Source organism: Streptomyces sp. NPDC005963 (assembly GCF_040638655.1).
GTDB lineage: Bacteria > Actinomycetota > Actinomycetes > Streptomycetales > Streptomycetaceae > Streptomyces.
The window spans coordinates 209,114-230,528 of the sequence record NZ_JBEXVD010000006.1 but is presented as its reverse complement, the minus strand read 5'-3'; the positions used below and the strand labels follow the sequence as shown (position 1 = coordinate 230,528).

At 68.1% G+C, this 21,415-nt stretch carries 20 protein-coding genes; 13 read left to right on the top strand and 7 right to left on the bottom strand.

What is annotated here, in order from left to right; all coding sequences use genetic code 11:
- Positions 1-74: 74 nt before the first annotated feature.
- The 4 genes from ABZ348_RS12315 to ABZ348_RS12300 all read left to right on the top strand — a co-directional run bounded on the left by ABZ348_RS12315 (position 75) and on the right by ABZ348_RS12300 (position 6,384).
- Complete coding sequence (locus ABZ348_RS12315) at positions 75-2,336, top strand: excinuclease ABC subunit UvrA (protein WP_358932017.1); 2,262 nt, start codon at positions 75-77, stop codon at positions 2,334-2,336.
- A 271-nt stretch (positions 2,337-2,607) separates the two neighbouring features.
- Complete coding sequence (gene ddaH, locus ABZ348_RS12310; RefSeq protein ID WP_358932015.1) at positions 2,608-3,384, top strand: dimethylargininase; 777 nt, start codon at positions 2,608-2,610, stop codon at positions 3,382-3,384.
- A gap of 138 nt (positions 3,385-3,522) precedes the next feature.
- Positions 3,523-4,497, top strand: a complete 975-nt coding sequence (locus ABZ348_RS12305) for an acyl-ACP desaturase (RefSeq protein WP_358932013.1) — start codon at positions 3,523-3,525, stop codon at positions 4,495-4,497.
- Between the two features lie 324 nt (positions 4,498-4,821).
- Positions 4,822-6,384 carry a N,N-dimethylformamidase beta subunit family domain-containing protein gene (locus ABZ348_RS12300; protein WP_358932011.1) on the top strand — a complete coding sequence of 521 codons (1,563 nt, stop codon included), beginning with the start codon at positions 4,822-4,824 and terminating at the stop codon, positions 6,382-6,384.
- A 279-nt stretch (positions 6,385-6,663) separates the two neighbouring features.
- On the opposite strand, the gene ABZ348_RS12295 is transcribed toward ABZ348_RS12300, so the two are convergent.
- The 3 genes from ABZ348_RS12295 to ligD form a co-directional block, all read right to left on the bottom strand.
- Positions 6,664-6,921: a WhiB family transcriptional regulator gene (locus ABZ348_RS12295; RefSeq protein ID WP_358932009.1), complete on the bottom strand. Its 258-nt coding sequence runs from the start codon at positions 6,919-6,921 to the stop codon at positions 6,664-6,666.
- A 72-nt stretch (positions 6,922-6,993) separates the two neighbouring features.
- Positions 6,994-7,785: a VOC family protein gene (locus ABZ348_RS12290; RefSeq protein ID WP_358932007.1), complete on the bottom strand. Its 792-nt coding sequence runs from the start codon at positions 7,783-7,785 to the stop codon at positions 6,994-6,996.
- Between the two features lie 258 nt (positions 7,786-8,043).
- On the bottom strand, positions 8,044-9,057 hold the full coding sequence (gene ligD / locus ABZ348_RS12285) for a non-homologous end-joining DNA ligase (RefSeq protein WP_358932005.1): 1,014 nt from the start codon (positions 9,055-9,057) through the stop codon (positions 8,044-8,046).
- Positions 9,058-9,109: 52 nt separating this feature from the next.
- On the opposite strand from ligD, the gene ABZ348_RS12280 reads away from it, so the two are divergent.
- From ABZ348_RS12280 to ABZ348_RS12270, 3 genes are all read left to right on the top strand, one after another.
- Complete coding sequence (locus ABZ348_RS12280) at positions 9,110-10,180, top strand: ATP-dependent DNA ligase (protein WP_358932003.1); 1,071 nt, start codon at positions 9,110-9,112, stop codon at positions 10,178-10,180.
- Positions 10,181-10,761: 581 nt separating this feature from the next.
- Positions 10,762-11,022, top strand: coding sequence for a hypothetical protein (locus tag ABZ348_RS12275; RefSeq protein WP_358932001.1), 261 nt, complete (start codon positions 10,762-10,764; stop codon positions 11,020-11,022).
- Between the two features lie 130 nt (positions 11,023-11,152).
- Positions 11,153-13,222: an MDR family MFS transporter gene (locus ABZ348_RS12270; protein ID WP_358931999.1), complete on the top strand. Its 2,070-nt coding sequence runs from the start codon at positions 11,153-11,155 to the stop codon at positions 13,220-13,222.
- On the opposite strand, the gene ABZ348_RS12265 is transcribed toward ABZ348_RS12270, so the two are convergent.
- The 3 genes from ABZ348_RS12265 to ABZ348_RS12255 form a co-directional block, all read right to left on the bottom strand.
- Complete coding sequence (locus tag ABZ348_RS12265; protein WP_358931997.1) at positions 13,212-13,646, bottom strand: YchJ family protein; 435 nt, start codon at positions 13,644-13,646, stop codon at positions 13,212-13,214. The two genes, ABZ348_RS12270 and ABZ348_RS12265, sit on opposite strands and share 11 nt — an antisense overlap.
- Before the next feature lie 285 nt (positions 13,647-13,931).
- Positions 13,932-14,168 carry a DUF397 domain-containing protein gene (locus ABZ348_RS12260; protein WP_329024957.1) on the bottom strand — a complete coding sequence of 79 codons (237 nt, stop codon included), beginning with the start codon at positions 14,166-14,168 and terminating at the stop codon, positions 13,932-13,934.
- Positions 14,169-15,029, bottom strand: coding sequence for a helix-turn-helix transcriptional regulator (locus ABZ348_RS12255; protein ID WP_358931995.1), 861 nt, complete (start codon positions 15,027-15,029; stop codon positions 14,169-14,171).
- A 127-nt stretch (positions 15,030-15,156) separates the two neighbouring features.
- Here ABZ348_RS12255 and ABZ348_RS12250 point away from each other — a divergent pair, with 127 nt between their 5' ends.
- From ABZ348_RS12250 to ABZ348_RS12240, 3 genes are all read left to right on the top strand, one after another.
- On the top strand, positions 15,157-15,648 hold the full coding sequence (locus ABZ348_RS12250) for an ATP-binding protein (protein ID WP_358931993.1): 492 nt from the start codon (positions 15,157-15,159) through the stop codon (positions 15,646-15,648).
- 5 nt (positions 15,649-15,653) lie between these two features.
- Positions 15,654-16,073, top strand: coding sequence for a hypothetical protein (locus ABZ348_RS12245; RefSeq protein ID WP_358932227.1), 420 nt, complete (start codon positions 15,654-15,656; stop codon positions 16,071-16,073).
- 209 nt (positions 16,074-16,282) lie between these two features.
- Positions 16,283-16,576: a hypothetical protein gene (locus tag ABZ348_RS12240; protein ID WP_358931991.1), complete on the top strand. Its 294-nt coding sequence runs from the start codon at positions 16,283-16,285 to the stop codon at positions 16,574-16,576.
- A 775-nt stretch (positions 16,577-17,351) separates the two neighbouring features.
- On the opposite strand, the gene ABZ348_RS12235 is transcribed toward ABZ348_RS12240, so the two are convergent.
- Entirely contained in the window at positions 17,352-18,416 is a 1,065-nt protein-coding gene (locus ABZ348_RS12235) for a helix-turn-helix domain-containing protein (RefSeq protein WP_358931989.1), read from the bottom strand.
- A 242-nt stretch (positions 18,417-18,658) separates the two neighbouring features.
- Between ABZ348_RS12235 and ABZ348_RS12230 the strand changes: the two genes are divergently transcribed.
- From ABZ348_RS12230 to ABZ348_RS12220, 3 genes are all read left to right on the top strand, one after another.
- Positions 18,659-19,318 (top strand): helix-turn-helix transcriptional regulator, encoded by a 660-nt coding sequence (locus ABZ348_RS12230; protein WP_358931987.1) that lies wholly within the window; start codon positions 18,659-18,661, stop codon positions 19,316-19,318.
- 110 nt (positions 19,319-19,428) lie between these two features.
- A complete protein-coding gene (locus tag ABZ348_RS12225) occupies positions 19,429-19,959 on the top strand; it encodes a toxin-antitoxin system, toxin component (protein WP_358932225.1) in 531 nt (176 codons plus the stop codon).
- A complete protein-coding gene (locus ABZ348_RS12220) occupies positions 19,959-21,230 on the top strand; it encodes an ROK family protein (protein WP_358931985.1) in 1,272 nt (423 codons plus the stop codon). Before ABZ348_RS12225 ends, ABZ348_RS12220 begins: the two co-directional genes overlap by 1 nt.
- Positions 21,231-21,415: the final 185 nt, after the last annotated feature.

Sequence of the window (21,415 nt, the reverse complement as noted above, 5' to 3'; positions counted from 1 at the left end):
ACCTGGTCACGCGTTCCCACAAGGGTCAGGAATCCAGACAGAAGGTGTCTGGGTTCCTGGCTAGCGTCAGCGGCATGTCCGAGAACATCGTCATCACCGGCGCTCGTGAGAACAACCTCCAGGACGTCTCCCTCACCCTGCCCAAGAACCAGATCACGGTCTTCACCGGAGTCTCGGGATCAGGGAAGTCCTCCCTCGTCTTCGACACCATCGCCGTCGAATCACAACGACAGCTGAACGAGACCTTCACCTCGTTCCTCAGAAACCGGCTGCCGAAGTACGAGCGCCCACAGGCCGACGCCATCGACGAGCTCTCGGTGGCGATCGTCGTCGACCAGAAGCCCATCGGCGGCAATGTGCGCTCCACCGTGGGCACGATGACCGACATCTTCTCGGTGCTGCGCGTCCTGTTCTCCCGCCACGGCACACCGAGCGCGGGGCCGGCGACCGCGTACTCCTTCAACGACCCGTCCGGTATGTGCACGGAGTGCGACGGAGTGGGTCGCACGGTGGGCCTGGATCTCGACCGCGCGATCGACTGGTCGGCATCGCTGCGCGGCGGAGCGCTGCTCCTGCCCGGTCTGACCGTGGGCAGTTGGGAATGGAAGCTCTATGCCGAGTCCGGCCATTTCGACCCCGACAAACCCCTCGGCGAGTACACCGAGGACGAGCGTGAACTCCTGCTCCACGGGATGGACTCCCCCGTACAGGTGCAACTGGACTCGGGCTCGGTCCAGATGCGTTTCGAAGGCATCGTCGGCCGGTTCACCAGGCTCTTCCTCAAACGGGACACGGCGAGTCTGTCCACCAAGCGACGGGAGGCGGCGGCCCGCTTCTTGATGCAGAGCCGATGTGGGAAGTGCGGCGGTGCCCGGCTCAACGAGGCCGCGCTCGCCAGCCGCATCGACGGTCTCACCATCGCGGACTGGGCGGCGATGGAGGTCGCCGATCTGGTGGGGGTCCTGGGCCGGATCGACGATCCGGTGGTGTCCGCCGTGGCAGCAGCCGCCCGGGAGAGGTTGGAGCGTCTGGTGGGCATCGGCTTGGGCTATCTCTCGCTCGACCGGGAAACCACCACGCTCTCCGGCGGGGAAGGGCAGCGCCTCAAGATGATCCGCCATCTGGGCAGTTCGCTCACGGGGCTGACGTTCGTCTTCGACGAGCCGAGCGTGGGCCTCCACCCCCGCGATGTGGGCCGGCTGAACGAACTGCTGCTCCGGCTGCGCGATCGGGGCAACACGGTACTGGTGGTCGAACACGACCCGGATGTGATCACCATCGCCGACCACGTCGTCGACATGGGCCCCGGAGCCGGTCGGCACGGCGGGCGCGTGGTCTACGAGGGGTCCGTGGCGGGGCTCCGCGCCGCGGACACGCACACGGGCCGCGCCCTGCGCCACCGGCTGGAGCTCAAGGAGTCGTCGCGCACGCCCACGGGTTGGCTGCCGCTCACCGGAGCCGCCCTGCACAACCTCCAGGACGTCGACGTGCGCTTCCCGACCGGGGTGCTGACGGCGGTGACGGGTGTCGCCGGCTCGGGCAAGTCGACCTTGGTGTCCGAGGTCTTCACCGCGGCCCATCCGGAAGCCGTGGTGATCGACCAGGGTGCGATCACGGCCTCATCCCGCTCCACGCCCGCCTCGTTCCTCGGGATCATGGACACGATCCGCAGGGTCTTCGCCCGGGCGAACGGCGTTGCTCCGGGGCTCTTCAGCTTCAACTCCGACGGTGCGTGCGGCACGTGCGCAGGGCGCGGCGTCATCCACACCGACCTCGCCTTCATGGACCCGGTGACCACGACCTGCCCCGACTGCGAGGGCCGCCGCTTCCACTCCGCCGTGACCCGACACCGGGTGCGGGGCGCCTCCATCGTCGACGTACTGGAGATGACCGCGGCCCAGGGCATCGACTTCTTCGACGACCCGGCGCTCCTGCGCACGTTGCGCACGCTGAACGACGTGGGACTGACCTATCTGACGCTGGGACAGCCGCTGAGCTCGCTGTCGGGCGGAGAGCGGCAGCGTCTCAAGCTCGCCACTCAACTTCACCGTACGGGAAGTGTGTACGTGCTGGACGAGCCGACCACCGGACTCCATAAGGCCGACGTGGCTGCGCTGGTCTCTTTGCTGGATCGACTCGTGGACGCGGGCAACTCGGTGATCTGCGTCGAGCACCATATGGACGTGGTCAAGCAGGCGGACTGGATCATCGATCTGGGGCCGGAGGGCGGCAAGCACGGCGGAACCGTGGTCTTCGCCGGGACTCCGCGCGAACTCCTCTGCGACCGGAAGTCATTCACCGCCGAGTACCTCCGCCGTGACCTGGGGCTGGAGTGAACGCTTTCACGCCGGGGACGGGCTCCCCCGTGCCGGGTCGACGCCGCCGCGGTCACCGCCCGGGTCGCCCCTCCCCGTCGGGGCGAAGGGGTGACCGCTCCTCCTGACGGCTTCGGAACGGCACCGGGCGGGCCGGCCGTCGTGCGGGGCGACCGCCACACGCTCGACACGCGGAGGGGCACGGGGGTGATCTGGACGGGGGTTACCCGCTTCTGCAGGGCGGGCCATGATGGGCCGCGACCGAGCCCCGCCGTTCCCAGGAGTCGCACCCGTGCCCAGCAGGAAAGCCCTGATCCGTCGACCGAGCCCGCGCCTCGCGGAAGGGCTGGTCACCCATGTCGAACGGAGTTCCGTCGACGCCGACCTCGCCCTCTTACAGTGGGAGATGTACGCCGAGGCGCTGCGTGAGAACGGCTGGGAGACCGTCGAGACGGAAGCGATCGACGAACTCCCGGACGGCGTCTTCGTCGAAGACACGGTGGTGATGTTCCGCAATGTCGCGCTCATCACCCGTCCGGGTGCGAAATCCCGCCGGGCGGAGACGGCCACCGTCGAGCAGACCCTGGCCCGGCTCGGCTGCTCGGTGAACTGGATCTGGGAGCCGGGCACCCTCGACGGCGGGGATGTGCTCAAGATCGGTGACACGCTCTACGTGGGACGGGGAGGGCGGACCAACGCGGCGGGCGTCCAACAGTTGCGGGCGGTCTTCGAACCGCTCGGCGCACGCGTCGTGCCCGTCCCGGTGAGTCGGGTGCTTCATCTGAAATCGGCCGTGACTGCACTACCGGACGACACGGTGATCGGCTACACGCCACTCGTCGACGTCCCGTCCGTCTTCCCCCGCCATCTACCGGTGCCGGAGGAGACCGGCGCTCAGGTCGTCCTGCTTGGCGGCGGCCGACTCCTGATGTCGGCGAGTGCGCCGAAGACCGCGGAGCTGCTCGCAGATCTTGGCTACCAGCCGGTTCCGGTCGACATCAGCGAGTTCGAAAAGCTCGAAGGCTGCGTCACATGCCTCTCTGTCAGGTTGCGCGATCTCGCGAACTGACCTGGGCTGACCAGCCTATATCACCTTGTGTAGTCGACGTCGCGGGGGACGGGCTTGGACGTGTGCTTATCGCGCCCTTAACCTACGGTCTCGTAACCTACGAATCCGTAGGTAACTCTCCCGTCCCCAGGAGCACCCGTGACGATCACCTCTCCCCACCTCGGCAGCTCGGAAGCGTGGACTGACGCCCGACTGCTGTACGCGTTGGAGGAGGTCGTGGAGAAAGAGCTGAACCGCCATCTCAAAGTCGCCAAGGACTGGATGCCGCACGAGTACGTCCCGTTCGGCGACGGCCGAAACTTTCCGGGCTTCTTCGAGGACGGCGAAGCCTGGGAGCCGGCGCAGTCCAAGGTCACCGACATAGGCCGTATCGCCCTCGTGGTGAATCTGCTGACCGAGGACAACCTCCCCAGCTACCACCACGAGATCGCCTCGCTCTTCGGCCGTGACGGCGCCTGGGGCACCTGGGTACACCGCTGGACGGCGGAAGAAGGTCGCCACGGCATCGTGATGCGCGACTACCTGCTCACCTCGCGCGCCGTGGACCCGGACAAGCTGGAAGAGTTCCGGATGTCGCACATGGCGGAGGGCTTCGAGTCCGACAACCGGCACTCGATGCTGCACTCCGTGGCGTACGTGGCCTTCCAGGAACTGGCGACCCGCGTCTCCCACCGCAACACGGGCCACCAGTCAGGCGACCCCGTCTGTGACCGGATGCTCGCCCGCATCGCGACGGACGAGAACCTGCACATGGTCTTCTACCGCAATCTGCTGGGCGCTGCCTTTGAACTCGCCCCGGACCTGACCATGGAGGCGGTCCGCGACGTCGTGGTCAACTTCCGGATGCCGGGACACGGGATGCCCGGCTTCGAGCGGGCCGCCGCACAGATGGCGATCGGCGAGATCTACAACATGCGCATCCACCACGACGACGTGCTCGCGCCGGTGCTGCGCTTCCTGAAGGTCATGGAGATCCAGGACCTCGGCCCGAGCGGACAGCAGGCACAGGACGAACTCGGGCTCTACTTGGGTGCACTCGACGCCGAGGCCCGCAAGTTCGACGAGAAGCTCGCAGCGCGCAAGGCACGGATGGCCGCACGGGCGGCCGGCTGAGTCTCCGGCACACGGATGGGCCGCCCCTTGCCGCGGCCCGCGGATCGAACCGCAGGGGCGCCGGGGGCAACCGGCTGACGAACGAGCCCGCGCCCGGCCCCTGCCGCCCCTCGAAGAACTCCGCGCCCCGACAACCCACCGCACCGAGCGTCGGCCGCGTTCCGTGCATCGATCCCGCGGTGAAACGGTGCCCTGCTCCGTTCGGGCCCCTGATCGCGGTCCTCCCGGGAAGCGAGCACGCTCTTCCCCCGGTGATTGATCCGGTGCTGCAACGCGGTGCACTCGCCGCCGCACCTACCTCACAGAGGAATTCTGGAGGTAGGTATGACAGTGACTCCACGACGTCGTGCAATGCTGAAATTCTTGGGTCTGGCGGGCATCAGTACGACGGCCGTCGCTTTCGCCCATCGTGAGGATCTGACCGGCGCGGCGAGGCCCTCAACCCCAGGGCCATCGGACGAAACCCCTTTCGACCCCCCGGTCGCCCTTCCGTCCCGTTCGATTCACGAGGAGAACGGGCACCCCGGATCCGCACGATGGCTCAGCGATCCGCGGGCCCCGCGCACCTCCAGTGACCGCGCGCGTCAGATCCAGGGATATGCGTCCACGACATCGCTCGGTCATGGTGACGTCATCGATTTCCATGTGTCGGCACGCACGAGTCGAACCTTTCGGATATCGATCTTTCGGCTGGGCCACTACGGGGGCAAAGGTGCTCGACTACGGCTGACCAGCCCGATTCTCCAGGTCAAGCACCACAGAAAACCACGGGCGGATCCGGATACCGGCAGCATCGCCTGCGAGTGGCCGGCTTCTTGGAGCCTGCGCATTCCCTTCGACTGGATGTCCGGTCTCTACCAGGCCGTGTTCACCGCCGATGACGGATTCCGGTCCGCCACCCCCTTCGTCGTACGGGAAGCGAATAGGGCGTCCGACCTCCTGGTGGTGCTGCCTTTCACCACCTATCAGGCGTACAACATGTGGCCCAAGGACGGTCGCACCGGAAAGAACCTCTACCGGGGCTATCGGGCGGGCGGGGCGATCGGCGGCGCCGATACCAGGGCGTACGAGGTCTCCTTCGACCGCCCCTATTCGGGGGCGGGGATTCCCAGTTGGTTCCACCTCGACACCAGCTTCATCGACTGGGCGGAACGCTCCGGCCTCGATGTGACCTATGCCAGCAGTGTGGACCTGCATGAAGGAACCGTGAACCCCGCCAAGTACCGCGCGGTGTTCTTTCCGGGGCATGACGAGTACTGGTCGGCCGGCATGTTGGATTCGGCACGGAAATCCTTGTCCGCCGGCACCCATCTCGCCTTCCTCACGTCCAACAACGTCTACTTCCACATTCGATTGGAATCCTCGCCGGGCGGACGGCGCGCACGGACGATGGCGTGCTACAAGTCGAAGACCGATCCAGCGCCCGACCGTGCGGGGCGCACCTCGCGCTGGCGGGAGGTCGAGTCCGGCCAGCGAAGGGCCGAGCAGAATCTGTTGGGCATCCAGTTCAACGGAATCGTGTCCAAGCCCGTGCCCCTGGTCGTGAAGGAGAGCGGCCATTGGCTCTGGGCCGGTACCGGTGTGCGCGACGGGGACGAGTTGCCCGATCTGGTGGGCGTCGAAGCGGATCGACTCGATCCGACAGCCCCGACCCCCATCGGGTCCCGGCTGACCCTGCTCGCCGAATCCCCCTACCACGATCCACGCCCGGTGGTCGCGCCCACGATTCAACACACGGCCATCACCGAGTACCGCAATGGCGCTCTGGTGTTCGTCGCCGGCACCTTCCACTGGCCGTTGGCGCTGACCGCCCCGGCACATCTGAACGAGACGGTCCAGAAGGCCACGGCGAATCTGGTGGCTCGGATGGTGCGCGAGAAGCAGTAGTGCCGGATGCCCGCGGTGGGAACTCGACGGAACGAGTGGGCCGGACGGCGAGAAGAGCAGGATCCACCACGGAGTGAGTGCACCGATCGCGGCCATGCATGCCAACGGGGTGGGCGGTGCGCTCGGCACCGCCCACCCCGGCTGCCCCCGTTCCCCCGTGGGCAGCGATGAAGGACCGGAAGAGACCCGTGGGATCGCCCCGTCGGAGTCGCTCCCCACCGAGCAGTGCACCCCTGGTCTCGGGTGCACGGTCGATGGGTGCGCTGTCCCCTGGCTGCTTTACCCCTGGCTGCTCTGGCCCTGCTTCAGACGGTGTCGTTCCTTCTCCGACAACCCGCCCCACACACCGAACTTCTCATCGTGGGTGAGCGCGTACTCCAGACACTCGACTCGCCCCGAGCACGCTCGGCACAGTTGCTTGGCTTCCCGGGTCGAGGAGCCGGGGGCGGGAAAGAAGAAGTCGGGGCCCGTCTGTGCGCACAGTGCGCTCTCCTGCCACGAGAGGGCGTCGGTGAGGGTGTTGATCGGCGTCGGCATGGGGGCCACGCTGCCCCAGTCCGATAAACAACCGATCAACGCGTCATCAACGGGTGGGGGCGGACCGTCGCGCTAGGCGGCCGGTTCCGGCTGCATCACGGCGAACTTCGCTCCGAAGGGGTCGCTCAGTTTGGCGAAGCGGCCGACGCCTTCCATGTCCACGGGAGCCATGCGAACGGTACCGCCCGACTGGTCGGCCTGCCCAACCGTTGCGTCGCAGTTTTCGACCTGGAAGTACGGCAGCCAGTGCGGGCCGTCCGTCTCCGTGGGGTCCGAGGCCAGGGGGACGATGCCTGCGAACATCGCCTCGGCATCGGTGCCCGCGGGGTAGGGCATCACATATGAGGCCGAGCCGTCGGGGAACGGCATGATCGACGTGCCCCATCCGAAGAGTGCCTGGTAGAAGGCGAGGGATGCGTCCTGGTCCTCGGCATACAGTTCCAACCAGACCAGGCTGCCCACGCTGTCGACCACATCGAGACCCTTGGTCCTGCCCGGTTGCCAGACCGAGAAGGCGACGCCCGAAGGGTCAGCGAAGACGGCCATGCGGCCCCGGTCGAGCACGTCCATCGGCTCGAACGCCACCGTGCCGCCACCCTGCCGGACGGCGTCGGCCGTCGCATTGGCGTCCGGGGACTGGAAGTAGACGTTCCAGCCGGGTGGGCCCTGTTCCGGGGGCACCATCATCCCGCCGGCCGCGGTCTTGCCGTCCACCTGGAACATTCCGTAGCCGCCCGCGTCGGGGCCTGCCGAGGCGAAGGTCCAGCCGAAGAGCCTGCCATAGAACGTCTTCGCCGCTTCGATGTCGGGGGTTCCCAGGTCGAGCCAGTTCGGGGAGCCTGTGACAAAACGCGTGGTGAGCATGGGTGTGCTCCTCTGAAGCGTGGTGCGGACGGGCCTGAAGCGTGGTGCGGACCAGCCCCCCCCCGTGGTCGCTCCTTCGAGTCTGCTCCGGATGGTGCGGTCCCGCATCCGTAGGGCGTACGGCCCGGGCTGCTCGGCGGACGACGTGCCGCGCGGTGGGCCACCCAGGGCCTATCTCCGAGCCTAGGGTCAGATCGGGTGAGACCAGCTGGGATCAGGTCGCGCACACCCGACAGGATCCGATTCGAAGGAGATGCCCTAGCCCGAGGTGTCGCGGGCCCGGCTGGGTTGGACCCGTTTCGGTTCACCGGGCATCTTCGGGTACTCCGGTGGATACGGAAGGTCACCGAGGCCGTGGTCCGCCTCGTCGCGGCGGGCGAGCTCCAGCAGGGGTTCCAGGCTGAAGCGCTGGTCGTCCATGTCCGCGTGGACGTCGCCGAGCTCGGCGTAGCGGGTGGGCATCGTCATGATGTCGAAGTCCTGGGGGACCGCGTCGTCGATCTCCTCCCAGCGCAGCGGCGCAGAGACGGGTGCGTGCGGTCGGGGGCGCACGGAGTAGGCGGAGGCGATCGTGCGGTCGCGGGCGGTCTGGTTGTAGTCGACGAAGATGCGTTCGCCGCGCTCCTCCTTCCACCATTTGATCGTCACCCGGTCGGGCAACCGGCCCTCCAGCTGGCGACCGCAGGCGATGGCGGCCCGTCTGACCTGTGTGAAGGTCCAGCGAGGCTCGATCGGTACGAAGACGTGGAGACCGCGGCCACCGGACGTCTTGGGCCAACCGCGTAGCCCGACGTCCTCCAGAACGGCCCGTAGTTCATGGGCTGCCCGTACGGCATCCGCGTAGTCGGTTCCTGGCTGTGGATCGAGATCGATGCGCAGTTCGTCGGGGTGGTCGGTGTCCGTTCGGCGCACGGGCCACGGATGGAAGGTGACCGCGCCCAGATTGGCCGCCCAGAGGACTGCCGCCGGCTCGGTCGGGCACATCTCGTCGGCCGATCTTCCGCTCGGGAAGGTGATGTGCGCGGTGGGAATCCACTCCGGAAGGTACTTGGGCGCACGCTTTTGGAAGAACGATTCCCCGGTCACTCCGTCGGGGTAGCGCTCCAAGGTGGTGGGGCGGTCGCGCAGGGCACGGGTGATGCCGTCGCCGACGGCGAGGTAGTAGCGGACCATGTCGAGCTTGGTGTATCCGGGTTCGGGAAAGTAGATCTTGTCGGGATTGGAGACGCGCACGGTCCGCTCTCCCACTTCCAATTCCACCGCTCCAGCCATGTGGATCAGCGTAGAGCGAGCCGACATCACTCGCATACCGGACAATCAATCCATGGATCTTCCGGTCATGCCTCCCGTCAAACCCATGCTCGCCAAGTCCGTGCGGAAGATCCCGCCCGGGATGCAGTACGAGGCCAAATGGGACGGCTTCCGGGCCATCGTCCACCGGGACGGCGACGAACTGGTCATCGGCTCCCGTACCGGAAAGCCGCTCACGCGCTACTTCCCCGAACTGGTGGCCACACTCCTGGACGCCCTCCCCCCTCGCTGCGTGGTCGACGGGGAGATCGTGATCGTCCACGGGGAACGACTCGACTTCGACCGGCTGACCGAACGCATCCACCCCGCCGAGTCCCGGGTGCGGATGCTCGCCGAGCGCGACCCCGCCAGCTTCATCGCCTTCGATCTGCTGGCCATCGACGACGATTCCCTCTTGGAAGTCCCCCTCGCGGCCAGGCGCACCCGGCTGGAAGCAGCGCTCGCCGGGGCACGGCCGCCCATCCACCTCGCCCCGGCCACCACCGACCGGGACCTCGCACAGGAGTGGTTCGAGACATACGAGGGAGCGGGCCTCGACGGCGTGGTCGCCAAACCGCTGGACCTGCCGTACCGTCCGGACGCCCGACTGATGTTCAAGATCAAACACGAACGGACGGCGGATGCGGTCGTGGCCGGATACCGACTCCACAAGAGCGGCCCGATCGTCGGATCACTGCTCCTCGGCCTCTACGACGGCTCCGGTGCGCTCCAACACGTCGGCGTCTGCGCCGCGTTCTCCATGAAGCGCCGAGCCGAACTGATGGAGGAGCTGGCTCCCCTCCTGATGGATCCGGTGGACGGACATCCCTGGGCGGACTGGGCGCGGGAGAGCGCCCACGAGGGAGCCAGATTGCCGGGGGCGCAGAGCCGATGGACGGGGCGGAAGGACCTGTCGTGGATCGCACTGCGTCCCGAGCGGGTGTTGGAAGTGGCGTACGACCACATGGAAGGCGATCGATTCCGGCATACGGCCCAGTTCCGCCGCTGGCGCCCGGACCGGGTCCCCGAGGACTGTACGTACGCGCAGTTGGAGGAGCCCGTGCGCTACGACCTGACCGAGGTGCTGACGCTTCCTTCACCTTGAGGGCCCCGCCCTCCCGGTGAGTCGGTCGCGCGACGGCGCCGAGCGCCCCGCCAAGTGTCCTCCCACAGCAGCGCCGTACCCCTTGCGAACAGCACCCGCCCGGGCCCGCCCAGTTGGGCGCGGACTAGCCGAGTGGACCAACATCACCTGCGTACAGTCGACTTGACGCCAATTGCCGAGCACATTCCGCGTCATGGATTCGGGTGAGTGGTCCCCGTTCGCGTAAGGTATGCCGTCGGTGCTGCCGGAGGCAGAGGCCGGGTGAGCCGTGCGGTGGGTGTCGTGGTACGACACCGTCGGTCGCAACCACGTCGACGGGGACGCGGCGTGCGAGGTGGCCGCTGTCTCATCCCCCGAGAGCCTTGCGCATCCCTGACCGGTTGCCGTCCGCGGTGCGGCGGGCGGAAAGCCGGAGCCACAGGGCCGGTCAGCCCGCCCAGGTGTGAACAGAAAACCATGGGACGGCCAATGGCGGTTGCCCCACCGAGACATCCCTGCCGACGGATGCGGACTTCCGTCCGTGACGTGCGGAGGGCGGGACCGCCGGAGCACCGGCGCCCGAGCAGACAAAGGACTGGAACGTGACTCCCTCGCCCCTCATCCCCGTACCGATCCCCGACCGCGTGGCCGCCCTGATCGGATCCTGTATGCCGGCCCATGTGCTGGAGGCCGAGATCGAGGCGGACAGCGCCGCCCGCGAGGTGCATCGGTTCCGCGGTCCCCTCTGCGCCGACGACCGTGCCGATCGGGAACACCTGCTGTCGGTGGTGGCCCGCGCCAACAAGGTCCTCGCGGCCCATCACCCCCTGTTGATGATCCGTCCCAACCGCGCCTACGGCTGACCGACAGTCATAGGCCATCGGTCGTCGGTCGTCACACCAGCGCCCGAAAACACACCGCCCACGCCCCGGCCCGTGCCCCGGGCGGTCCTCACCACATGCGGCTGACCTGCGACGGTGTGAAGCTGCGAGGATGACCGAGACCATCGGTGCCTCCGCACCAGCCGTGGCACCGCCCGTACTCGACGTGCGACAGCGCAACATCGTCTTCGGCACGATCATGCTCGGGATGTTGCTGGCAGCCTTGGACCAGACGATCGTGGGCACCGCTTTGCCGACGATCGTGGCGGACCTGGGTGGCGGCGACCACATGTCGTGGGTCGTCACGTCCTATCTGCTCGCGGAGACGGTCGCCACCGTACTGGTCGGCAAGTTCGGTGACCTCTTCGGCCGGAAGCTGGTCTTCCAGGTGTCGGCGGTCATCTTCATCACCGGTTCGTTCCTCTGCGGTCTCGCCGGCAACATGACCCTGCTCATCGTGTGGCGGGGTATGCAGGGCATCGGCGCGGGCGGGCTGATGGTCACCTCCATGGCACTGATCGCGGACGTGGTACCCCTGCGGGAACGCGGGAAGTACCAGGGCGCGATCGGTGCGGTCTTCGGTGTCGCCACGGTGATCGGGCCGCTACTCGGCGGATGGTTCACCGACCAGTGGAGCTGGCGTTGGGCGTTCTACGTCAATGTTCCGCTCGCGATCGCCGTCGTCATCGCCGCGGCGCGGACGATCCCCACCGTGCGTTCCGCGAGCCGCCCGATCATCGACTACCTCGGCATCGCCCTGGTCGCCGTCGGTGCCAGCGCCCTGATCCTGGCGACGAGTTGGGGCGGCAACGAGTACGGCTGGGGCTCACCGGTCATCATCGGCCTGTTCGCCGGCGGTGCCCTGGCGCTCGCCCTCTTCTGCCTGGTGGAACAGCGGGCCGCCGAACCGATGCTGCCGATGCGGCTCTTCCGCAACCCCGTCTTCTCCGTGTGCTCGGTCCTCAGCTTCATCGTGGGCTTCGCCATGCTCGGCGCGATGACGTTCCTACCGACCTACCTCCAGTACGTGGACGGCGACTCGGCGACCATGTCGGGGGTGCGCACCCTGCCCATGGTGGCGGGGCTGCTGATCGCCTCGGTGTTCAGCGGCGTCGTCGTCAGCAGGACCGGCCGCTACCGGCTCTTCCCGATCGTCGGTTCCATGGTCATGGGTGTCGGACTCTATCTGCTGTCGCTGATGGGGCCGGGCACGTCGACCTGGCTGGAATCGCTGTACATGTTCGTCCTCGGTACCGGCATCGGTCTGTCGATGCAGGTGCTGACGATCGCGGTGCAGAACACGGTGGAGTACGCGGACCTGGGCACGGCCACCTCCGGGGTCACCTTCTTCCGGACGCTCGGCAGCTCCTTCGGGGCCGCGGTGTTCGGAACGATCTACACCAACTCGCTCGTTCCCCATCTGACCCGGGGAGTGGGCGAGGCGATCGGCGCCGGTGGTGCGGACGCCGCTGCGGTCGCCAGGCTGGCGCGCAGCCCCGAGGGAGTGCGGCAACTGGCGCCCCAACAGCAGGAGCCGATCGTGCAGGCGTACGCGGACGCCCTGCACACGGTGTTCCTCTGGACGGTGCCGGTGGCTGCGCTGGGGGTGCTGGTGGCCCTCTTCCTCAAGGAAGTACCCCTGCGCGACACCGCTCGTGAGGCATCGATCGACCTGGGCGACAGCTTCTCGTCCCCGACCTCGGGCGATTCGGCCAAGCTGCTGGAGGGCGCGGTGGCCACCATCGTTTCGCGGGCAGGGCCCGACACCGCTCGGCTGCTGGTGGAGGGGTCGGCGAGCCGTCTCGACATCGCGGGTGCCTGGGCGGTGATGCAGGTCGAGATGATGACCCGGCTGGTGGGCCATGCGACGACGGCACTGATCGCAGCACGGCATCGCCTGCCTCCCGAGGTGCTGGCCCCGGTCTTCGATCGCATGGTGGCCGAGGGGTTCGTCGCGCGCCAGGGCGACTACTACGGCCTCACCGGGGACGGAGAGCGGGAAGCCGCCGCGATCACCCGGGCGTGGCAGAGGTGGTTGGAGGACCAGTTGGAGAGGGACATCGGGCGCCCCGCCGGGCCCCAACTGCGGGTCGCGGTCGACGCGATCGCCAAGCGGCTGCTGGTGGAGGACCTCGCGGAGGGGCTGCCCCGGCCGGCGGAGAAGGCCGCGGTCAGTCGATGAAGGTGCCGTCCACGTACGTCCAGGCGCCGCCCACCCGCTCGAACCTGCTGCACTCGTGCAGCGCACCACGATTGCCGTGGTGGCGGTAACGGGCCCGGAAGGTCACCGAACCCCTGGAGTGGAACGGACTGCCGTCGACGGCTTCCAGGATCTCCAGACCCGTCCACCGCATACCGGAGTCGAGTTCCAGTTGCACCGGGCGGGTGGTGGGGTGCCAGGTGCGCAGCAGATACGCCGTGTCCTGAGCGACGAAGGCCGCGTAGCGCGAGCGCATCAGGAGTTCGGCGGTGGGTGCCGCGGCTTCCCCAGTGTGAAAGCGCCCGCAGCACTGCTCGTACGCGGCGGGGAGCCCACAGGGGCAGGGGGAGGCCGGGGTGAGTGCGGGAGCGGTGTCGCCTTGGTGGCGGGAATTGCGTCGGGCCATGGGTCCATTCTCCCGCGTTGGGTCGGCGTCCGTGACGGGGAGGGCCGGGGGCTGGGATTCCGCCGCGATGAAGTACGTCCGTTCACCCGGGTCAGGGGTCAGCAGCCGGGACGGCGAGGTGGCCGTGGGTGACCCCGTGGGAACCACGGGTGGTGGAGGTGATCGGCGTGCGGGTCATGGCGCCCGCACGCCGGTTTCCCGGTGCTTGACATGAGCCGGCCCTTCGGGCACACGAAGGCGGCGGGCTCGGCGACGAGCGGAGGTCGTGCCCCGCCGATCGAACGGTCAGGTGAGCAGGAAGTCGGCCTGTCCGGCCTTGGCTCCCTGGATGAACGCGGCGATCTCACTCGGCGTGTAGATCAGTGCGGGGCCGCCGGGATCGGCGGACTGGCGCACGGCCACCCGGCCGTCGGCGAGCTTCATGGTCTCGAAGCAGTTGCCGCCGTTGCCACCGCTCCACGGCTTGTGCCAGCCCACCTCACCCAACTCGGTGGCCGGCATTCCGTTGTATATGTGGTCCATTCACAGCTCCTTGCGGAGAGCCCGGAGGATCTCCTTCGTGCGTTGTGCAGGCGCTGCCTGAGCCGCCATGCGGTCCAAAACCTCCAGGTGCGAGGCGACCTCGGGGCGGGCGTCGAGATAGACCGCACCCGTCAGATACTCGCTGTAGACCATGTCCGGGAGTTCGGGGACGGCGAAACGGAACAGCACGAACGGCCCATAGGTTCCGGGGTGGTGCCCGGAGGAGAACTCCGCGATCTGTAGCGTCACATGGGGCAGTTCAGCGCCTTCGAGGATCTGATCGATCTGACCCCTCATCACCGCGGGACTGCCCACGGGTCTGCGGAAGACCGTCTCATCCATGATCACCCAGAGTCTGGGGGCATTGGACTGCGTCAGCAGGGCCTGACGTTCCATGCGCAGCGCCACATGGCGCTCTATGTCATCGGGGTCCGTCTGGCCGACGGCACCGCTGAGCATGATCGCCCGAGCGTACTCCTCGGTCTGGAGCAGTCCGGGTACGAAGTGCGGCTCGTAGGCGCGGATGAGGCTGGCCGCGCCCTCCAGGCTGACGTACATGCTGAACCAGCCGGGCAGAACATCGTGGAAGCGCTGCCACCAGCCGGGCTTGTTCGCTTCCTCGGCGAGTTCGATGAACCCGCGGGCCTCGTGGTCGCTGATGCCGTAGGCGCCCAGAAGCAGCTGGACGTAGGGGATCTTCAGCGCGACCTCGGCGGTCTCCATGCGGCGAATCGTGCCCGCGGCAACCCGAAGGACCTTGGCGGCTTCCTCGCGCCTCAGCCCGGCGCGCTCGCGCAGATCCTGCAAGCGCTTGCCGAGTACGACCTGCCCCACCGTGGGGGCGGACCGCGGTTCACTCACTTCGAGACCTCCCCACGTGCTGTTGTTGGCAGCAGTCTGCCACGCGCTCGCATCGATGAATATGCCCACTCTGAAATTTTCAGAGTGGGTCTTGCCAAGCTGTCCATTCCAGCGCAACAGTGGTCAGGTGAATCGTGACGCGCTCCACGCCCCACTCCTGGACCCGTGCTCCGGGGCCGACCACCATCGGTACGGCTTCGAGCTGCCGGCGCGCGTCGAGTGTGTCTCCACGGCCCGAAAGCTCGCTCGCGATCGTTTGGACTGCTGGGGCATAGGCGGCGACGTCCATGACACAGCCATGCTGGTGGTCTCCGAACTGGTCACCAACGCCGTTGTCCACAGCGGAAGCCATCGGATCTGCTGCGAGTTGCTCAACGGTGTCGAACGGCTGCGCATCAGCGTTCGGGACCAGGGCTGCGCGCCCAGCGGCCCTCGGGTCTGCCACACCCAGGCCGCCGAGGAGCGAGGACGCGGCCTGCTCCTGGTGGAGGCCGTATCCAGTGCATGGGGAGCGCACGCCACCCAACAGGGCAGTGGTCGAATCGTCTGGGCGGAACTGCTCCATACGGATGTCCCGTACGGCGCGGACTTCCCGCAACGGACGGAGCGATCTTGTTGAAGCAGTTGACCACCCGGCTGAGCTGGAGCAGTCGGCGTACGGAGGTCTCGGGGCTGACCCGGCTCGCTTTGCCCCCCACGGTCGTGGCCACACTCGGCTGCGACGCGGTGGGCGTACCCGCCCGCTTCGGATTCCGGTTGCTGAGGCGACTCCCCCGCAACGGCTGCGTCTTCGCCGATGCGGACTGGTGGTGGTGGATCGTCCCAACGGGCTCCGACCAGGAGTTGACCTGGCCATTACCCTCCCACTACGCCCCAGGCGCCTTCGTACCGGCAGCCGAACCCCGGCTGATCCGTTGGCCCGATGACCAAAGCCCCTACACACCGCCGATTCCGCTTTACCTTGCGGCCTGCCAACTGACCGGTACGGCACCACTCTGGAGGGTGGATCTCGGCGGACGCGGTCGAGGCCGTTCCTTCCGATAGGGCATACAGAGAGGACAGTCGGTGCGAGCAGCGAAACGAGGTGCGATGGCGAACGTGGTGCGCGGGGGCGACTACGGTCGGTGCTGCTCGACGGCCGAACGGAACGCGCGAGTTCGAGGAGTCAGAGGAGGAGGGCCCAGCACGTGGTGATCACCGCAACCGCAGTACCCGACGCTCGGGCCCCAGACGAGACGGATAGTCTTCCGAGCATGTCGGAAGCCAACACGGACCCAGAACGGCAGGGGCTCACCCCGCGTCAGGCACGCCACGTCCGCATAGCGCTCTCCGCGGCCATCATGCTCGCGGTCGGACTGATGCTGGCCCTTCGCCTCGGGAGCACCCACTCGGTCCTCACCATGGGCTTCTACGGCATCGCCCTGATCCTCTCGGGGAGTGCCCTGGTCCTGAGCAAACAGGGGCGTACGCGCGTTGCCACCGTGGTGCTGGGCACCGGAGTGGCCGTCTGCCTCGCCGCCGAGTGGGCGATCGCGTCCCTGCGGTGAGGACGAGCAGCCCGGGGGAAGGGCCGCAGCGCGGTCACGGGCGGTGCACGACAGCAGTACACGGTGAAGACGTCGGACCATCCCGGACCACCCGGACCACGGGGGAAATGGGGGAAGGGTAGAGCAGGCTTCCGCGCGGGGGAAGGCGGGGGAGCACCTGCTCAAGGGGCCGGCCTCCTGGGGGGAGGCCGGCCCGGCCCGAGGTGGTGGCGGCCGATGTGTCCTGGGGAGGGCACGTCGGTCGCCACCACGCATACAAGGCCGGACAGCGGTGTGGGACGGACGCGACCGTGTCCGGCCCGGTGCTGCCGCAAGGACGTCGTACCAAGTTGCTCGCATCGAATCGGTGGCCGCAGAGTCCGAAGAACATGCGCTTGCCCGGTGGTCACTCCTTCGACGGACGGGGTTTTCGGTGGTGGCGTCTCGCCGGGCCGCGGTCGACGGCTTCGAGGAACACCGGTGTGCGGCCGTGGAGTTGCTCGTCGATACCGTGCGTCCGGTCGTGGGCCCGAGCGCTCAGAAGGACCTCTTGAACCTCCGGGCGACGATGGGTGGCTCACCCTCAAGAGGCGGCCCCACGGGTCCGGCGTGCCCTACGAAGGCCCCCAAGGCCGCTCGCAGGAGTGGGCGATGGGAGTTCACCGGGGAACGCCGGCGCACGGTTACGGCTCGCGGCACCGATCCGCTGGGACCCGCTCAGCGGCGTGCGGGCTTCCCCGCCGCGCTCCGGGGCACGTCAACGCCCGTGGAGGGCCGCAAGGCGCTTCCCGATCCTTCAGCCGCCCGAGACGGCACGCAGATGGGCTTTGCCCCGCCGGGTGCCGGATGTGGACGGCCGCTCGCGCAGCACCAGCGTCATCCGGGTGTATCCCCGGTCCTGAAGTGTCGCTGGGGTCTCGTCCACGATCCGGCACTCGGCGTGCCCCCACTCGGGGTCCGGGTGGTGCAGCGGCCGTACAGCCCCGTCGTGGTGTACGGCTGCGGCTCCCGTGGCCCTCATCCAGTGGGGCAGTCCACAGCGGTAGGCCGCGTCCATGATCGGGTCGTTGGCGATGTCACTGCGAATGGCCTGAAGCACTCCGTCGTTCTCGTAACGCTCCAGAGCCGTTTCGAGTTGGGCGAGGAGCGGAAGGCACCAGCTCGTCTCCCGATCACCCAGCACCGCGCCGGCATCGGGATGGAACAGGACGAACCGCAAGAAGTTCTGATCGGGCATCGCGGTGGGGTGCTCCCCCATGCCCCGGAACAGGATCTGGAACGCCGGGTTCACGTGCGCCACGTCCCAGCGCTGGTCGAAGAGGACGGACGGCAGGGGCACGGAGTCCATCATCGCCGCGTAGTCCCGCAGATAGGCCCTGATCCCGGGGTCCTGGAGACCCGGCTCGTCCTCCGCGGACGGCAGTTCCGCTGGCCGCACGGGCGCGGGCAGCGGCACATAGGTACGCAAGGGGCCGGAGGGGAACGCGGGCCCCGAGGGCCGCGCGGGCCCCAGGGGCGACGTGGCCCTGACCTTCACTCCCCCGAGCGCCCTGGGCGGCTCGCGGTCCACCGCGAGCCGGAACAACCAGCCGCCCTGCTGGTCCGTCATCTCCAATGCCTTCACCAGGGCGTACAGCTTGTCGTCGGTCCACTCCTCCGAGGCCGCACGCTCCCAATTGCCGTACGCACCAGCACTGATGTCGAGCCGCGCAGCGACCTCCGCCTCGCTCAACCCCAGCTCTTCCCGACGTCCCCGCAGTATGTCGGTGAGCCTCCTCGACCGGAGGGTCCCGCGGCCCGCAGCCGCGCACCCTCGACGTCCGTGGACACCCGGACGGTCAATACCCGCCTCATGTGTCATCGAGAACGCCACCCTTCCCGCTTCCCGAAGTACCGCCGCGGTAGCGCCTTTTGATCTTCACCCCGCCTGGTGATCCTGCTACCGCAGGAGCGACGATGTCAACTATCGTGGCATTCCACGTCGCTGAACGCCGAGATCGCGCCACAGCTGTGGCAATACCTGGCTGACGGTCCGGGAAACGGTTAATCTCCGGGCAGCCAACTGTGTGCGGAGCCATCTCGCGTGATCTAGGAGACCTACTGGTGACAGACGGCTTCTTGGTTCCGGGCCCGGCAACCGCAGGCCCCCTGGCGGCGTCGGTCGCCCGCGTCGCCGAACTCGCAGGCAGAGTAGGACTGAGCCACGGCGAGGTCTTCGACGTACACAAGCTCTCCGAGGCATCGGGAGTCCCCACCGAGGTGGTCGGCGCGCTCCTGGAGGGCAGACCCGCGGGTCGGCCCGATCTTCAAGCGCGCTTCCTCCAGCGGTTCGACCTGCTGCGCCGCACACGACTCAAACCCAACGGGCGCCGCTACACGCAGCAGGAGATCGCGGACGGGGCCGGCATGTCCCGCCAGCAGGCGGGTGCGCTGATCAACGGGGACCGTCGGCCGACCATGGAGCACTGCGACGCGATCCAGCGGTTCTTCAAGGTCCATGCGGGCTTTCTGACCGCCGACGACGCGGACGCGCTCAACGGCGCGCTGCAACGCACCGAACAGCGGCTGCTCCAGGACTACGCCGGCGAGGGCGACCCGCTGGAGCGGCTGCTCCAGGACCACGGGGTGCGGGGCATCGCCTGGCGAGCCGCCCAACTGCCCACGGACAAGCACCGCGACAAGGTCACCGAGTGGCTCGACATGCTGCTCGAAAGCGTAAAACCGACAGAACCGGCCGATTCATCGAAGCCGACGGACGCATGACTGACGGAAACATGACTTCAGAAGAGGACTGATGTCAGGGCAGGGTTAGTGCCGCACGCATGGGTACAGGCGCGGAGGGGGAGAGGAGAACGGTGAGCATTGGCAAAGAAATGCGTCGGCTCTGCGGCGAGCTGGTAGCCGGAATCGATCTACCCGCCCCGGCCGAGCCCGCCGATCTCTACGCGGCCCTGTGCGGCCAGATGAGCAAGCGCCGGGGCAGACCCGTGCGGTACCGGATGGCGACCTTTCCGCCCGGTACGGCCAGCGGCCTCTGGCTGGACATGACCGACCAGGACCTGATCGTGATCGAGGAGCGGACCGCTCCCGACCACCAACTCGTCATCCTCGGGCACGAGCTGTGGCACATGAAGGCCGGTCACTGCACCCACCACGTCGAAGGCGCCGCCGTCGCAGCCCGTCTGCTGTCCGACGAGGCGGACCTCCAGGCCACCGTTCTCAAGGTCGCCGCCCGGACGCGCTTCGACCAGTCCGAGGAGAACGACGCAGAGAGTTTCGGCCTCCTGCTCGGCAGCAAGTGCCGCTCCTGGTTGGCCGGATCCACCAGCCGCGGCCCCAGACGGCGCGAAGGGCTCGCCGGCAGGATCGAAGCATCCCTGGGATACCGCGGGCCACAGGGCTGATGGACCCGCGCGCACGCGTGCGACCGACCGATCAGCTCGGTCGGGACCCGCTGGAGCCGAAGGCCGGCCGGGACACCGTGCGACGCATCAATCTCAGCCTGGTGCTCCGTGCGGTCCGCGATGCCGGTGAGATCACCCGGGCGGGTGTCGCCGCCCGGGTGGGCCTGACCCGCGCCGCGATCTCCTCCCTGGTGGAACAACTTCTGGACAGCGGCTTCCTCTCCGAGTCGGGCAAGACGTTCAGCGGTCTGGCAGGGCGTCCCGGCACCGTGCTGAAGGTGGCGCGGACCGGAGTCGCCGGCATCGGCGCGGAGATCAACGTCGACTACGTCTCCGTCTGCGTGGTCGATCTGGCGGGCACGGACCGGGTCCGGCTGGTGGAACACCTCGACAACCGCGGGGCTCCCCCGGCACAAGTGCTCTGCCGGGCGGCGGCGATCACGGCGCGTGCCCTCGACTGCGCGGCGGAACAGGACTTACGGCCGGTCGGAGCCACCCTCGCCCTCCCCGGGCTGGTCTCGTCCGGCACGGTCTGGCAGGCGCCCAATCTGGGCTGGAGCCAGGTGGTGGCCGAGGAACCCTTCGCGCAGGCGCTGGCCGGGCTGCGCCCGGAACTGCCGGCGTTGCCCGTGCGCTCGGAGAACCAGGCCAATCTGGCAGCACTGGCGGAGCTCTGGTTCGGCAACCTCGGCCGGGTCCGCACCTTCCTCTATCTGACGGGTGAGATCGGCGTGGGAGGCGCGCTGGTCCTCGAAGGCGAACTCCTCCGGGGGGCCCACGGCTTCGCCGGGGAACTCGGACATGTGATGGTCGCGAAGGACGGTCCCGAGTGCCGGTGCGGGGCACGGGGATGTCTGGAGCAGTTCGCGGGGCAGTCGGCCATGCTGCGGGCAGCCCATATCGACCGGTCGAGCGGTGCCGCCGCGCTGGCCGAACTGGAGCGCCGGGCGCGCACCGGCGACGGCAGGGCTCTTGCGGCCCTCAACCAGGCGGGGCTGATGCTGGGCCGGGTGCTGTCCGGCGCGGTGAACCTCTTCGATCCGGCGGCCGTCGTCCTCGGCGGCATCTACGGCCCGCTGGCGCCCTGGTTGATCCCGGGGGCTTCGATCGAACTCTCCGCCCACGTCGTTTCGGGGCTGTGGCCGCGGACGGGTGCCCGATTGCGTTCCTCCTCCCCCGCCGCGGACGCGGCCCGGGGTGCGGCAGCGTTGGTGGTCCGGGACGTGCTCGCGGATCCGCTGTCGTACGCACAACGGGCAGCGGCGGGCTGACGGGGCCTTCGACGAGCCCAGCGGTGCCGAACACCGACGCTCTCGCCGAGCGGTCGTCAGACGAGCCCCGGCATCAGCAGTTCGCCCGTACCGACGACGGATCCGGCGCCGATTCTCCCTTCACGAGAACCCCTTCCCAACCGGCTGGCCGATTTCCGTAGACTGTCCGGTACACCTCATTCCAG

Excerpts from the sequence above, each read along its gene's own strand:
- ABZ348_RS12270 (WP_358931999.1), top strand. The coding sequence starts at position 11,153 with ATGACCGAGACCATCGGTGCCTCCGCACCAGCCGTGGCACCGCCCGTA.
- ABZ348_RS12315 (WP_358932017.1), top strand. The coding sequence starts at position 75 with ATGTCCGAGAACATCGTCATCACCGGCGCTCGTGAGAACAACCTCCAG.
- ABZ348_RS12280 (WP_358932003.1), top strand. The coding sequence starts at position 9,110 with ATGGATCTTCCGGTCATGCCTCCCGTCAAACCCATGCTCGCCAAGTCC.
- ABZ348_RS12225 (WP_358932225.1), top strand. The coding sequence starts at position 19,429 with ATGCGTCGGCTCTGCGGCGAGCTGGTAGCCGGAATCGATCTACCCGCC.
- ABZ348_RS12295 (WP_358932009.1), bottom strand. The coding sequence starts at position 6,921 with ATGCCGACGCCGATCAACACCCTCACCGACGCCCTCTCGTGGCAGGAG.
- ABZ348_RS12260 (WP_329024957.1), bottom strand. The coding sequence starts at position 14,168 with ATGGACCACATATACAACGGAATGCCGGCCACCGAGTTGGGTGAGGTG.
- ligD (WP_358932005.1), bottom strand. The coding sequence starts at position 9,057 with ATGGCTGGAGCGGTGGAATTGGAAGTGGGAGAGCGGACCGTGCGCGTC.
- ABZ348_RS12300 (WP_358932011.1), top strand. The coding sequence starts at position 4,822 with ATGACAGTGACTCCACGACGTCGTGCAATGCTGAAATTCTTGGGTCTG.
- ABZ348_RS12240 (WP_358931991.1), top strand. The coding sequence starts at position 16,283 with ATGTCGGAAGCCAACACGGACCCAGAACGGCAGGGGCTCACCCCGCGT.
- ABZ348_RS12290 (WP_358932007.1), bottom strand. The coding sequence starts at position 7,785 with ATGCTCACCACGCGTTTTGTCACAGGCTCCCCGAACTGGCTCGACCTG.
- ABZ348_RS12235 (WP_358931989.1), bottom strand. The coding sequence starts at position 18,416 with ATGACACATGAGGCGGGTATTGACCGTCCGGGTGTCCACGGACGTCGA.
- ABZ348_RS12220 (WP_358931985.1), top strand. The coding sequence starts at position 19,959 with ATGGACCCGCGCGCACGCGTGCGACCGACCGATCAGCTCGGTCGGGAC.
- ABZ348_RS12265 (WP_358931997.1), bottom strand. The coding sequence starts at position 13,646 with ATGGCCCGACGCAATTCCCGCCACCAAGGCGACACCGCTCCCGCACTC.